At 52.9% G+C, this 13,687-nt stretch carries 11 protein-coding genes; 9 read left to right on the top strand and 2 right to left on the bottom strand.

Features of this window, described 5'->3' with window-relative positions; all coding sequences use genetic code 11:
- Positions 1-4: 4 nt before the first annotated feature.
- The 4 genes from HVZ52_RS13935 to flgL all read left to right on the top strand — a co-directional run bounded on the left by HVZ52_RS13935 (position 5) and on the right by flgL (position 4,722).
- Positions 5-1,081 (top strand): flagellar basal body P-ring protein FlgI, encoded by a 1,077-nt coding sequence (locus HVZ52_RS13935; RefSeq protein WP_019076467.1) that lies wholly within the window; start codon positions 5-7, stop codon positions 1,079-1,081.
- Entirely contained in the window at positions 1,081-2,031 is a 951-nt protein-coding gene (gene flgJ / locus HVZ52_RS13930; RefSeq protein ID WP_016152632.1) for a flagellar assembly peptidoglycan hydrolase FlgJ, read from the top strand. The genes HVZ52_RS13935 and flgJ overlap by 1 nt, the downstream gene beginning before the upstream one ends.
- Before the next feature lie 64 nt (positions 2,032-2,095).
- Positions 2,096-3,754 (top strand): flagellar hook-associated protein FlgK, encoded by a 1,659-nt coding sequence (gene flgK / locus HVZ52_RS13925; RefSeq protein WP_046274758.1) that lies wholly within the window; start codon positions 2,096-2,098, stop codon positions 3,752-3,754.
- A 14-nt stretch (positions 3,755-3,768) separates the two neighbouring features.
- Positions 3,769-4,722 (top strand): flagellar hook-associated protein FlgL, encoded by a 954-nt coding sequence (gene flgL, locus HVZ52_RS13920; RefSeq protein ID WP_094761485.1) that lies wholly within the window; start codon positions 3,769-3,771, stop codon positions 4,720-4,722.
- Positions 4,723-4,964: 242 nt separating this feature from the next.
- Here flgL and rne read toward each other — a convergent pair whose 3' ends face one another.
- The gene (gene rne / locus HVZ52_RS13915; protein ID WP_181598353.1) at positions 4,965-8,213 is read right to left on the bottom strand and encodes a ribonuclease E; all 3,249 of its coding nucleotides are present in this window, start codon (positions 8,211-8,213) and stop codon (positions 4,965-4,967) included.
- A 698-nt stretch (positions 8,214-8,911) separates the two neighbouring features.
- Between rne and rluC the strand changes: the two genes are divergently transcribed.
- The gene (rluC, locus tag HVZ52_RS13910) at positions 8,912-9,865 is read left to right on the top strand and encodes a 23S rRNA pseudouridine(955/2504/2580) synthase RluC (RefSeq protein WP_049259723.1); all 954 of its coding nucleotides are present in this window, start codon (positions 8,912-8,914) and stop codon (positions 9,863-9,865) included.
- A 90-nt stretch (positions 9,866-9,955) separates the two neighbouring features.
- Here rluC and HVZ52_RS13905 read toward each other — a convergent pair whose 3' ends face one another.
- Positions 9,956-10,540 carry a nucleoside triphosphate pyrophosphatase gene (locus HVZ52_RS13905; protein WP_016152637.1) on the bottom strand — a complete coding sequence of 195 codons (585 nt, stop codon included), beginning with the start codon at positions 10,538-10,540 and terminating at the stop codon, positions 9,956-9,958.
- A 197-nt stretch (positions 10,541-10,737) separates the two neighbouring features.
- Here HVZ52_RS13905 and yceD point away from each other — a divergent pair, with 197 nt between their 5' ends.
- The 4 genes from yceD to fabH all read left to right on the top strand — a co-directional run bounded on the left by yceD (position 10,738) and on the right by fabH (position 13,682).
- Positions 10,738-11,259 carry a 23S rRNA accumulation protein YceD gene (yceD, locus tag HVZ52_RS13900; RefSeq protein WP_003036239.1) on the top strand — a complete coding sequence of 174 codons (522 nt, stop codon included), beginning with the start codon at positions 10,738-10,740 and terminating at the stop codon, positions 11,257-11,259.
- Between the two features lie 16 nt (positions 11,260-11,275).
- On the top strand, positions 11,276-11,449 hold the full coding sequence (rpmF, locus tag HVZ52_RS13895; RefSeq protein WP_003036242.1) for a 50S ribosomal protein L32: 174 nt from the start codon (positions 11,276-11,278) through the stop codon (positions 11,447-11,449).
- A 122-nt stretch (positions 11,450-11,571) separates the two neighbouring features.
- Positions 11,572-12,651: a phosphate acyltransferase PlsX gene (gene plsX / locus HVZ52_RS13890; protein WP_181598352.1), complete on the top strand. Its 1,080-nt coding sequence runs from the start codon at positions 11,572-11,574 to the stop codon at positions 12,649-12,651.
- A 77-nt stretch (positions 12,652-12,728) separates the two neighbouring features.
- Positions 12,729-13,682 carry a beta-ketoacyl-ACP synthase III gene (fabH, locus tag HVZ52_RS13885; RefSeq protein ID WP_016152639.1) on the top strand — a complete coding sequence of 318 codons (954 nt, stop codon included), beginning with the start codon at positions 12,729-12,731 and terminating at the stop codon, positions 13,680-13,682.
- Positions 13,683-13,687 lie beyond the last annotated feature (5 nt).

The following is a 13,687-nucleotide window of genomic DNA, read 5'->3' as shown; positions in this document are numbered from 1 at the left end:
TGGAATGGTACTGGTGCTGATAACCACCTTTGCGCATGCCGACCGTATTCGTGACCTGACCAGCGTTCAGGGCGTGCGGGAAAACTCGTTGATCGGTTATGGGCTGGTGGTCGGTTTGGATGGCACGGGTGACCAGACCACCCAGACGCCGTTTACTACGCAAACGCTCAACAACATGCTTTCGCAGTTGGGAATTACCGTGCCAACCGGCACCAATATGCAGCTGAAAAACGTGGCGGCGGTGATGGTGACCGCGCAATTCCCGGCCTTTGGTCGTCAGGGGCAAACCATTGACGTGGTGGTCTCTTCCATGGGGAACGCCAAAAGCCTGCGAGGCGGAACGTTGCTGATGACCCCGCTGAAAGGGGTCGATAGCCAGGTATATGCGCTGGCGCAGGGGAATATTCTGGTAGGCGGTGCAGGCGCGGCTGCGGGTGGCAGCAGCGTGCAGGTAAACCAGCTCAATGGCGGACGTATTACCAACGGCGCGACCATCGAACGTGAATTACCCAGCCAGTTCGGCGGCGGTAACACCATTAATCTGCAGCTCAATAATGAAGATTTCACTATGGCGCAGCAGATAACCGACACCATTAACCGTTCGCGCGGCTTTGGTAGCGCCACTGCGCTGGACGCCCGGACGATTCAGGTACGCGTGCCAAGCGGCAACAGTTCGCAGGTGCGTTTCCTTGCTGACATCCAGAATATGGAGGTGAATGTCACGCCGCAGGATGCGAAAGTGATTATCAACTCGCGCACCGGATCCGTTGTCATGAACCGTGAAGTCACGCTGGATAGCTGTGCCGTCGCGCAAGGCAACTTGTCGATAACGGTAAACCGCCAGGCGAACGTCAGCCAGCCGGATACACCGTTTGGCGGTGGACAGACCGTGGTGACACCTCAAACCCAGATCGATCTGCGCCAGAGCGGCGGTTCGCTGCAAAGCGTGCGTTCCAGCGCCAACCTGAACAATGTTGTGCGTGCGCTTAATGCGCTAGGGGCAACGCCGATGGATCTGATGTCCATTCTGCAATCGATGCAGAGCGCGGGATGCTTACGCGCCAAACTGGAAATCATCTAATGATTGGTGACAGCAAACTGCTGACCAGTGCCGCCTGGGATGCGCAATCACTGAACGAACTGAAAGCGAAAGCGGGTCAGGACCCGGCGGCGAATATCCGCCCGGTTGCCCGTCAGGTTGAAGGGATGTTCGTACAAATGATGCTGAAAAGCATGCGTGAAGCGCTGCCGAAAGATGGCGTTTTTAGCAGTGATTCAACACGTTTGTATACCAGCATGTATGACCAACAAATTGCGCAGCAGATGACCGCAGGTAAAGGTCTGGGACTGGCTGAAATGATGGTTAAGCAGATGACTGAAGGGCAGGCGCAACCCGCAGACGATGCGCCGCAGGTGCCAATGAAGTTCTCTCTGGAAACGGTGACCAGCTATCAAAACCAGGCGCTGACGCAACTGGTCCGTAAAGCCATTCCCCGCGCGACGGAAAGCAATGATGAGCCGCTGTCAGGTGACAGCAAAGACTTCCTCGCCCAGTTATCGCTGCCGGCTAAGCTGGCAAGTCAGCAAAGCGGGGTTCCACATCATCTGATTCTGGCGCAGGCGGCGCTGGAGTCTGGATGGGGGCAGCGACAAATCCGTCGTGAGAACGGTGAACCGAGCTTTAACATTTTTGGCGTGAAGGCTTCGGGAAGCTGGAAAGGCCCAACCACCGAAATCACCACCACCGAATATGAAAACGGCGAGGCGAAAAAGGTGAAAGCCCGATTCCGCGTCTATAGCTCTTACCTTGAGGCACTGTCGGATTATGTCGGTCTGATATCGCGTAACCCGCGCTATGCGGCGGTAACCGCCGCAGCTACCGCCGAGCAGGGGGCACAGGCTTTGCAGAATGCCGGTTACGCGACTGACCCTAACTATGCGCGTAAATTAACCAGCATGATCCAGCAGTTGAAATCGATGAGCGAAAAAGTGAGCAAAACCTACAGTACGAATATCGATAATCTCTTTTAAATAGCTCAAGTCTACCAACCTGCTGCCGATAATAACGAGTATTGAAGGATTACAAGGAACCTCCATGTCCAGCTTGATTAATAACGCGATGAGTGGACTCGCCGCAGCGCAGGCCGCGTTGAATTCTGCCAGTAATAACATCTCCAGCTATAACGTTGCCGGATACACCCGTCAAACGACAATTATGGCACAAGCGAACAGCACGCTGGGTGCGGGGGGCTGGGTTGGCAATGGCGTCTATGTTTCTGGCGTACAGCGCGAGTATGACTCCTTTATCACGAATCAGTTACGTGCCGCGCAGAACCAAAGCAGCGGCCTGACAACGCGCTATGAACAAATGTCGAAAATCGACAATCTGCTCTCCAGCAAAACCAGTTCCATTTCGACCTCAATGCAGGACTTTTTTACCAGCCTGCAAACCCTTGTCAGTAACGCGGAAGACCCGGCGGCGCGCCAGGCGCTGATCGGTAAAGCTGATGGTTTAGTCAACCAGTTCAGAACAACCGACCAGTATCTGCGCGATCAAGACAAGCAGGTTAATACTGCGATCAAGGCTAGCGTTGACCAGATCAACAACTATTCAAAACAGATTGCCAGCCTCAACGATCAGATTTCCCGTCTGACCGGCGTCGGCGCGGGCGCATCGCCTAACGATTTACTCGACCAGCGCGACCAACTGGTCAGTGAACTGAACCAGATTGTCGGTGTTGAAGTCAGCGTTCAGGACGGCGGGACTTACAACATAACCATGGCGAACGGCTATTCACTGGTGCAGGGCAGCAATGCACGCCAGCTGGCGGCTGTGCCCTCCAGTGACGATCCCAATCGAACCACAGTGGCCTACGTCGACGGGGTTGCCGGCGAGGTTGAAATTCCCGAAAAACTGTTGAATACCGGTTCACTGGGTGGGCTGTTGACTTTCCGTTCTCAAGAGCTTGACCAGACGCGTAATACGCTGGGCCAACTGGCGTTGGCGTTTGCCGATGCGTTTAACACCCAGCATAAAGAGGGTTTTGACGCGAACGGCGATCAGGGTAAGGATTTCTTTGCTATCGGTAGCCCTGCAGTATTCAACAACGCTAAAAATACAGGAACAGGATCGTTAAGCGCGAAGATTACCGACAGCTCTGCTGTACAGGCGACCGATTATAAAATCGTTTATGACGGGACGGACTGGCAGGTAACTCGCCTGGCGGATAATACCAGCTTCAAAGCTACCGTTACCGGTGGGAAGATGTCCTTTGACGGGATGGAAATCACCGTAAATGCTGGCGCAAAAGCAAATGACAGCTTCACAGTGAAACCTGTCAGTAACGCCGTTGTTGATATGAAAGTCATGGTGACCGATGAGTCGAAAATCGCCATGGCCCAGGTCTCAAAAAATGATCCGGACCCGGATATTGATAAGGGAAAAAGCGATAACCGTAACGGTCAGAAACTGCTGGATCTGCAGACCAAAGCTACCGTGGGTAATAAGACCTTCAACGATGCTTATGCCACGCTGGTAAGCGATGTCGGGAACAAAACCGCGACGCTGAAAACCAGCGCCATTACCCAGAACAACGTGGTAACGCAGCTTTATAAGCAGCAGCAGTCTATTTCCGGCGTCAACCTCGACGAAGAATACGGTAACTTACAGCGCTATCAACAGTATTACCTGGCTAATGCGCAAGTGCTGCAAACCGCAAATGCGCTGTTTGATGCACTGATTAATATTCGCTAAGGGAGAGGGACACAATGCGTATCAGCACCCAGATGATGTACCAGCAGAATATGCGTGGCATCACTAACTCTCAGGCTGAATGGATGAAGTTCGGCGAGCAGATGTCAACGGGCAAACGTGTGATTAACCCATCTGACGATCCGATCGCCGCCTCGCAGGCCGTGGTGCTTTCTCAAGCACAGGCGCAGAACAGCCAATATACGCTGGCGCGTTCATTTGCGACGCAAAAAGTATCGCTGGAAGAGAACGTACTGAGTCAGGTAACGACGGCAATTCAGACCGCGCAGGAAAAAATTGTCTATGCTGCGAATGGCACGTTAAGCGATGACGACCGTGCATCGCTGGCCACCGACCTGCAGGGGATCCGCGATCAACTGATGAACCTGGCGAACAGCACCGACGGTAATGGACGCTATATTTTTGGCGGATATAAAACAGAATCTGCACCATTTGCTCAGGCAGATGGCGCTTACAGCGGCGGTACAACAAATGTGACCCAGCAGGTCGATGCCTCCCGTACCATGGTGATTGGTCATACTGGCGATAAAGTATTTGTTAATCTGACCAGCAATGCCGTACCGGAACCTGGCGGCGGTACTCAGGAAAAGAACCTGTTCAAAATGCTGGATACCGCTATTGATGCGCTCAAAACCCCGATTGAGGGCAATGACGCGGCAAAAGCTACCGCCGCTGCAGCCATTGATAAAACCAGTCGTGGCCTGAAAAATTCACTGAATAACGTGCTTTCTGTTCGTGCAGAGTTAGGGACTCAGCTCAGCGAGTTAAGTTCACTGGATTCACTGGGCGCCGATCGCGCATTGGGCCAGACTCAGCAGATGAGCAATCTGGTGGATGTTGACTGGAACGCAGCGATTTCGTCCTACGTGATGCAGCAGGCCGCACTGCAGGCATCGTACAAAACGTTTACCGATATGCAGGGAATGTCGCTATTTCAACTGAACCGGTAACACCTTTTTGAACATATCATGAAACTGGATATGTTTGTCTGCCCGCTCCTTTAACACCCCGGAGCGGGCATTTTTTTAGGCCACTGTTATTTTCTCAGCGACAGATTACCCGTTAGTCTTATTACCTGCGCAATCGCACCGCTAAAGATTGCCAGCGTAACCACGCCTTATCAGTTTGCCAGTGCGTAGAGCAGAGATAAAAAAAAGCCGACCCGAAGGTCGGCTTTGATGTTGATTATGACTTACTCAACGGGCTGCGGGCGCGTTGCTGGCGCAGTCGCCTGGTGCGTGGCGCTGTGTCCACCTGCGGCACCTTTACCTTCAAAGGTGAATTCCGGGCGTTGCCAGTCACTATGACGCGGCGCTTCAGGCACATACTCTGGTGCAGGAGCTCGGGTCATCGGGGCGGCCGCGTGGCTGTGAAGATGTTCTGCGTCAACGCGGGTTGCGACAACTTCAGCCTTAACGACTGCGTCTTCGACGACAGGTGCGGCAACAACCTCTTGCGGCGCGGCAACTTCTTCAACCACTGGCGCTGTTTCCACAACCTCGGCAATCTCTTCAGCCACTTCAGGCTGAGAAATAACAACCTCCGCAGATTCTTCGACAACCGGCGCAGCCACTATTTCAGCGACAGGTTCGGCTTTCGCCGCGGTATCCTCAGCAACAGGCGCGTCAGATTCAGCGATAATTTGCGGTTGTTCCTCGACCGGAGTAGCGATGACTTCCGGATGGGTGGTTTCAACGACGGTAGCCTGAGGTTCAGCAATGACCACCTCTGGCTGTACGGTTTCAACCGAAGCAGGGGCGTTCACAATATGCTCAACGGCAGCTGCAGCAACCTGAGGCTCTACGGCGACAGGTGCAGTTTGCCCCTGAACCGTTTCCTGCTCGCGCTGCTCTGCAACCTGCTGATCCTGAGGACGAGCAACAGGGTAGCGGATCCAGACTTTACCGGACGCTAATTCTGGAGATGCGCAGGCAACCATTAACGGCATCGGCGACTGAACCGGGTAACGCTCGTCACGATAGCGACGACGGCGTTGTCCACTGACGCGCAGATGGCGAGGTGAGCGACGGGAACGACGCGGCATACCATTAGAGTCACGCGCTTCGCTGTTGTCTTCCTGCTCAGTCGCAACGACGGCAGGCAGATCAACTTTCGCCAGTTCTGTACGCTGTGCCGGTACGGACTGTTCAGTTGGTTGAGCGACAGCCGTTTCAGTGACCACCTCGGCAGTCGCGACTTCGGCTTCAACAGCCGGGCTGTCTGTGTAACGAACTTTCTGAGTCAGCTGACGCTGTTTACGGCGAGTCTGAGGCTGACGAACGCGCTCTTCCTGCTCGGTATCCTGCGCAGGTTGTTCTGCCAGGTTCAGCTCTTTAACTTCCTGCTGCGCCTGACGCTTATCATCGTTGCGACGGCGGTTGCGCTCGCGACGCGGAGCCTGCTGGTCATCACCGGATTTCGCTTTGTCGGCGACCTCAGTAGACTGCTGGCGGTTATCGCGTGCTTCCGCATTTTGCTGCTGCGACTGACGGCGGTTACGGCGGTTATCTTCACGGTTTTCACCGCTTTCTGAACGCTCGTTACGGTTATCACGCTCGCCACGGTTGTCGCGATTATCACGACGATCGTTACGGTCGCGACGATTGTTCTGACGCGGTTTACGACGATCCTGCTGGCGATCGGTTTTCTCTTCAGCTTTCGGCGCAGGTTGTTCAACCGGTTTCACTTCTTCGCTACCGCTGAAGATGGACTTCAGTGCGCCGAAGAAACGGCTAATCAAACCTGGCTGCGCGGCGACGGCCGCGGTCGCTGCTGCGGCTTTAGGCGCGGCGGCCTTCGCAGTAGGTTCCTGCAAAGCAGGGGCTGGCGGCACCTCTGGCATAGCAAAGGTGGCCAATGCCGGCTGCTCTGGCTGTTTACGCTCGACGAACTCTTCTTCCGTCGGCAATGCCATCGCTTCTTCATGCAGTTTCGGCAGCAGGTAGCTCAGGGTTGGTGTTTCTTCCCCTTTGCGTACGCGCAGCACGGAGTAATGCGGGGTTTCCATCTGATCGTTTGGCACAATCACACAGCGCACGCCATTCTGACGCGTCTCGATGGCATTTACCGCGGTACGTTTTTCGTTGAGCAGGTAGGATGCGATCGGCACAGGAACAATAGCGTGAACTTCCTGCGTATTTTCTTTCAGCGCTTCTTCTTCGATCAAACGCAGAATAGACAGCGACAGTGATTCGTTATCACGTACGGTACCCGTGCCGGAGCAGCGTGGGCATACGTGATGGCTGGATTCACCCAGCGACGGGCTCAGACGCTGGCGGGACATCTCCAGCAGGCCGAAGCGAGAAATATGGCTGATCTGAATACGCGCTCTGTCCTGGCGCACGGCTTCACGCAGGCGGTTTTCAACCGCACGCTGGTGACGAACCGGCGTCATATCAATGAAGTCGATTACGATCAGGCCGCCGAGGTCGCGCAGACGCAACTGACGAGCAATTTCATCGGCTGCTTCAAGGTTGGTGTTGAACGCAGTTTCTTCGATGTCGCCGCCGCGGGTCGCGCGTGCGGAGTTGATATCGATAGCGGTCAGCGCTTCTGTGCTGTCGATAACGATTGAGCCGCCGGACGGTAGACGCACTTCGCGCTGGAATGCGGACTCAATTTGAGATTCGATTTGATAGTGGCTGAACAGCGGGATTTCACCGGTGTACAGTTTGATTTTGCTGCTGAAATCCGGACGACCCAGCGCGGCGATGTGCTGACGCGCCATCTCCATAACTTTCGGGTTGTCGATGAGGATTTCGCCGATGTCCTGACGTAAATAGTCACGGAATGCGCGAACGATAACGTTGCTTTCCTGATGGATCAGGAACGGAGCAGGGCGGCTGTCAGCGGCTTTTTGAATCGCTTCCCAGTGCTTCAGGCGGAAACTCAGGTCCCACTGCAGCGCTTCGGCAGATTTGCCGACACCTGCGGTACGCACGATAAGCCCCATGCCATCAGGCAGTTCCAGGCTTGCCAGCGCTTCTTTTAATTCGGTACGGTCGTCGCCTTCAATGCGACGGGAGATACCGCCCGCGCGCGGGTTGTTCGGCATCAGAACCAGATAACTACCTGCCAGGCTGATAAAGGTGGTCAGCGCAGCGCCTTTATTGCCGCGTTCTTCTTTATCGATCTGAACAATGACTTCCTGACCTTCGCGCAACACGTCTTTAATGTTGGGACGACCATGGGAGTTGTAGCTAGCGGGGAAGTATTCGCGGGCAATTTCTTTTAACGGGAGGAAACCGTGACGTTCAGCGCCGTAATCAACAAAAGCAGCTTCCAGACTCGGTTCAATACGGGTAATTTTGCCTTTATAGATGTTGGCTTTTTTCTGTTCGTGTCCAGGACTTTCGATATCCAGATCGTACAGACGCTGCCCATCTACAAGGGCGACACGCAACTCTTCCTGCTGAGTCGCGTTAATTAACATTCTTTTCATCGTAACTTACTCATTATTCTTACATTGACGACTAAGCTGCGGGCAGAGTAATGCCTTTCCGGGTGTGAACCGATGGCCTCGTGTCTATTCGCGTCGCCAACCTCACGGTTATCGTCAGCTCAAAGAGGCGCAGAGTGTCGGTTGCCTGTATTTCATACGGAAACACAGCGCAATTATCAGGGGAACAGTCTGGGTGTTACTCTCCAGAGAAGCTTCCATCGTGCTTATCGTCTTTCACGCTGTGGGTGCGTTGGCTTCATCTTCTTACCCCAACCACTTACAGGAGTAAGCACCTGGGGTTCCCAGACTTGCCGCCTTCCTACAACGCGAAATCTATAGAGCACTTACCGGTAAGGACTGCAACCCGCAGCCCGCTAACTGCCTGAAAGATCAATACGTCTTACGCCATTGCTGCGTTGATGATCGGTCGGGCAAAATTGGGTCATTCCGGAAAAGTTCTTGTTTTAACAAGATTCAACACGGAAACAACCTCATTATTCCACTGCTAACCTTGTTATAGCAAGATGACTTTTGTCATTTATCACCCGGTTACTCACAGTTTTTTCACTTCCGCGTAGTGATTGCTTTAATAACCACCAAATCGGCTATGTCAAACTTAAGTAATAAGGTATAGCAGTTAATATAAGCATAGAAAAATGTGTGGCGCGAATCTTGATGGCTATTTAAAATCGGCCCCCATGAAAACAGAGACTCCAGCCGTAAAAACAGTTGCCATTACTGCCGACGAAGCAGGGCAACGCATCGACAACTTTTTGCGCACCCAGCTCAAGGGCGTGCCGAAAAGTATGATTTATCGCATTTTGCGTAAAGGCGAAGTGCGGGTGAACAAAAAACGCATTAAACCCGAGTACAAACTCGAAGACGGGGACATTGTGCGTATTCCACCTGTACGTGTCGCTGAACGTGAAGAAGAGGCCATTTCACCGAATTTGCAGAAGGTCGCGGCGCTGACCGATGTCATTTTATATGAAGATGACCACATTCTGGTGCTTAACAAGCCTTCAGGTACGGCCGTGCATGGTGGAAGCGGCTTAAGCTTTGGCGTCATTGAAGGCTTACGTGCGCTGCGCCCGGAAGCGCGTTTCCTTGAGCTGGTGCATCGCCTTGACCGGGATACCTCCGGCGTGCTGCTGGTGGCCAAAAAACGATCTGCCTTGCGTTCGTTGCATGAACAACTGCGTGAAAAAGGCATGCAGAAAGACTACCTCGCGTTGGTACGCGGCCAGTGGCAGTCCCATGTCAAAACCGTGCAGGCCCCGCTGTTAAAGAACATTCTGCAAAGCGGCGAGCGCATTGTGCGGGTGAATCAGGAAGGCAAACCATCGGAAACACGCTTTAAAGTGGAAGAGCGTTATGCGTTCGCTACGCTTGTGCGCTGCAGTCCCGTGACTGGACGAACGCACCAGATTCGCGTGCATACACAATATGCCGGACATCCGATTGCCTTTGACGACCGCTATGGCGATCGTGAGTTCGATAAGCAACTGGCGGATACCGGGCTGAGCAGGCTCTTTTTGCACGCCGCAGCGTTGAAATTTACTCATCCGGGGACGGGTGAAGTAATGCGTATTGAAGCGCCAATGGATAAGCAGTTGAAGCGCTGCCTCGAGGTGTTACGCAGTAAAGGCTGATGCGCATTGATATTATCGCGCATTACCTGTAGGCCTGATGGCGCTGCGCCTATCAGGCCTACAGGATTGGCCTGTACAGCCGTCAACCCGTCAGGCTTTTAACGGGTTCATATCTTCTCGTCGCAGCATTTGACACAGTGCGATTAGCGGCAAACCGATTAAGGTATTTGGGTCACGACCTTCCAGGCGCTCAAAAAGTGCAATGCCCAATCCTTCGCTTTTAAAACTACCGGCACAATGCAGCGGGCGCTCTTTGCGCACGTAATCTTCAATTTCCGTTTCGCTTAAGTGACGAAAATGGACGTCGAACGGTTCAACTTCAGTTTGTAAATGTCCGGTCGCAGAATTATACAGCGCCAGTCCGGTATAAAACGTCACAATATTGCCACGGGCTTTGAGTAACTGCTGGCGTGCATTTTCTTCTGTTAACGGTTTGCCGGTTATTTCACCATCGAGAACACAAATTTGATCGGAACCAATAATAAGGTGTGATGGATAACGGTGGGCGAGAGATTGCGCTTTTTTCTGCGCCAGTCGCAAGACTAAGTGCCGGGGGGCTTCGCCTGGTAACGGCGTTTCATCAACCTCTGGTGCTGCGCATTCGAACGGGATTGCCAGTTTTTCTAGTAAAGCGCGACGCCAGGGAGAGGTAGAAGCAAGAATAAGTTGAGGCATATTTTTTCCCTCGCATATAGCGTATTGATGAGAGCCATTTTAAACTATGGACTTCGTCCTACAAGCTGACTGTAATGGCTTGTGTTGAGCGATTTTAAGTCGATGACCCGCAATGTGTGCGAATTATTGGCAAAAGGCAACCACAGGCTGCCTTTTTCTTTGACTATATGACGTTACAAAGTTAATATGCGCGCCCTATGCAAAAGGTAAAATTACCCCTGACTCTTGATCCGGTTCGTACGGCTCAGAAACGCCTCGATTATGAAGGTATCTATACTTCTGATCTGGTTGAGCGTGTCGCCGATTCTGTAGTCAGTGTGGACAGTGATGTGGAATGCTCCATGTCGTTCGCTATCGATAACCAGCGCCTTGCCGTTATAACCGGTGATGCAAAGGTGTCGGTTACGCTCGAATGTCAGCGTTGCGGGAAACCGTTCCCACTTCATGTTCACACAACATATTGTTTTAGTCCTGTCCGTTCTGACGAGCAGGCTGAAGCACTCCCGGAAGCGTATGAGCCGATTGAGGTTAACGAATTCGGTGAAATCGATCTGCTTGCAATGGTTGAAGATGAGATTATCCTCTCCTTGCCGGTAGTTCCGGTGCATGATTCTGAACACTGTGAAGTGTCCGAGGCGGACATGGTCTTTGGCGAATTGCCTGATGAAGCGCAAAAACCAAACCCATTTGCCGTATTAGCCAGCTTAAAGCGTAAGTAATTGAGGAGTAAGGTCCATGGCCGTACAACAGAATAAACCAACCCGTTCCAAACGTGGCATGCGTCGTTCTCATGACGCTCTGACCGCAGTCACCAGCCTGTCTGTAGACAAAACTTCTGGTGAACAACACCTGCGTCACCACATCACTGCCGACGGTTTTTACCGTGGCCGTAAGGTAATCGCTAAGTAATCACGCATGACTCAATGGCTTTCCCGCTACGGTGAGAAAGACAAAGAGCACACGCGTGATGAAGCTTAGTGAGGCTTTCCCCGGGTAACTGGGGAAACACCTAACCGGGCAGCGACGATACCTTGACACGTCTAACCCTGGCGTTAGATGTCATGGGGGGAGATTTTGGCCCTACCGTGACAGTGCCTGCAGCATTGCAGGCACTGAATTCTAATTCGCAACTCACACTTCTTTTAGTCGGGGATCCCGATACAATCACGCCATTACTTGCCAAAGCTGACTTCGAACAACGTTCACGTCTGCAGATTATCCCTGCTCAGTCAGTTATTGCCAGTGATGCCCGGCCCTCGCAAGCTATTCGCGCCAGTCGTGGAAGCTCAATGCGCGTTGCCCTGGAGCTCGTGAAAGAAGGACGAGCGGAAGCCTGTGTGAGCGCCGGTAATACAGGCGCGCTAATGGGACTTGCGAAGTTATTGCTCAAACCCCTTGAGGGGATTGAGCGTCCTGCGCTGGTGACGGTTTTACCCCATCAGCAAAAGGGCAAAACGGTGGTGCTGGATTTGGGCGCCAACGTGGATTGTGATAGCACGATGTTGGTGCAATTTGCCGTCATGGGTTCCGTGCTGGCAGAAGAGGTGGTTGGAATTGCCAATCCCCGTGTTGCGTTGCTCAATATCGGTGAAGAAGAAACCAAGGGTCTCGACAGTATTCGGGATGCTTCTGCAGTGCTAAAAACAATCCCTTCTATCAATTATATCGGCTATCTTGAAGCCAATGAGTTACTGACTGGCAAAACTGATGTGTTGGTCTGTGACGGCTTTACAGGTAATGTCACATTAAAGACGATGGAAGGTGTTGTCAGAATGTTCCTTTCACTGCTGAAGTCTCAGGGTGAGGGCAAAAAACGGTCGTGGTGGCTGCTGTTATTAAAACGTTGGTTACAAAAAAGCCTGACAAGGCGATTTAGTCACCTCAACCCCGACCAGTATAATGGCGCCTGTCTGTTAGGATTGCGCGGCACGGTGATTAAGAGTCATGGTGCGGCCAATCAGCGAGCATTTGAAGTCGCGATTGAACAGGCAGTGCAGGCGGTGCAGCGACAAGTTCCTCAGCGAATTGCCGCTCGCCTGGAATCTGTATACCCAACTGGATTCGAACTGCTGGACGGTGGCGAAAACGCAAACTCGCGAGCACACAGATAACGGTGCGTTTGTGAATGCTGCCAGCGTATCAGCGATTTGCTCGTGGCGGTATATAACCAAAAAGTGACTGAGCGTACATGTATACGAAGATTATTGGTACTGGCAGCTATCTGCCTGAACAAGTGCGTACTAACGCCGATTTGGAAAAAATGGTTGAGACATCTGATGAGTGGATCGTCACTCGCACAGGTATCCGTGAACGCCATATTGCAGCGCCAAATGAAACAGTTGCGACGATGGGCTTTGCCGCCGCAAACCGTGCAATTGAAATGGCGGGCATCGACAAAGAACAAATTGGTCTGATTGTGGTTGCCACCACATCATCCACACACGCATTTCCAAGTGCGGCATGCCAGATCCAAAGTATGCTGGGGATCAAAGGCTGTCCGGCGTTTGACGTTGCAGCCGCTTGTGCCGGTTTCACCTACGCCCTGAGCGTTGCTGACCAGTACGTTAAGTCTGGCGCAGTGAAGCATGCTCTGGTGGTTGGCTCAGATGTCCTCGCTCGTACCTGTGATCCAACCGATCGCGGGACGATCATTATTTTCGGTGATGGCGCAGGTGCCGTTGTACTGAGCGCATCAGAAGAGCCCGGCATTCTTTCTACGCATCTGCACGCTGATGGTCGCTATGGCGAACTGTTGACGCTGCCTAATGCCGATCGCGTGAACCCGGAAAACCCGATCCACCTGACGATGGCGGGTAACGAAGTATTTAAAGTCGCGGTGACCGAGCTTGCACACATCGTTGATGAAACGCTGGAAGCAAATAATCTCGATCGTTCTGCACTGGACTGGCTGGTACCGCATCAGGCAAACCTCCGCATTATTAGCGCAACCGCGAAAAAGCTGGGTATGTCGATGGATAATGTTGTCGTGACGCTCGACAGACATGGCAATACCTCCGCGGCCTCCGTACCGTGCGCGCTGGACGAAGCCGTCCGCGACGGGCGTATTAAAGCTGGGCAGTTGATATTGCTTGAAGCCTTTGGTGGTGGATTCACCTGGGGCTCTGCGCTGATTCGTTTCTAGTATAA

Origin of the sequence: Citrobacter sp. RHB36-C18, from assembly GCF_013814485.1 — a bacterium.
In the GTDB taxonomy this organism is placed as follows: Bacteria; Pseudomonadota; Gammaproteobacteria; order Enterobacterales; family Enterobacteriaceae; genus Citrobacter; species Citrobacter braakii.
Note: the sequence above shows the minus strand (reverse complement) of the source record. Positions and strands in the feature narration are given on the sequence as shown.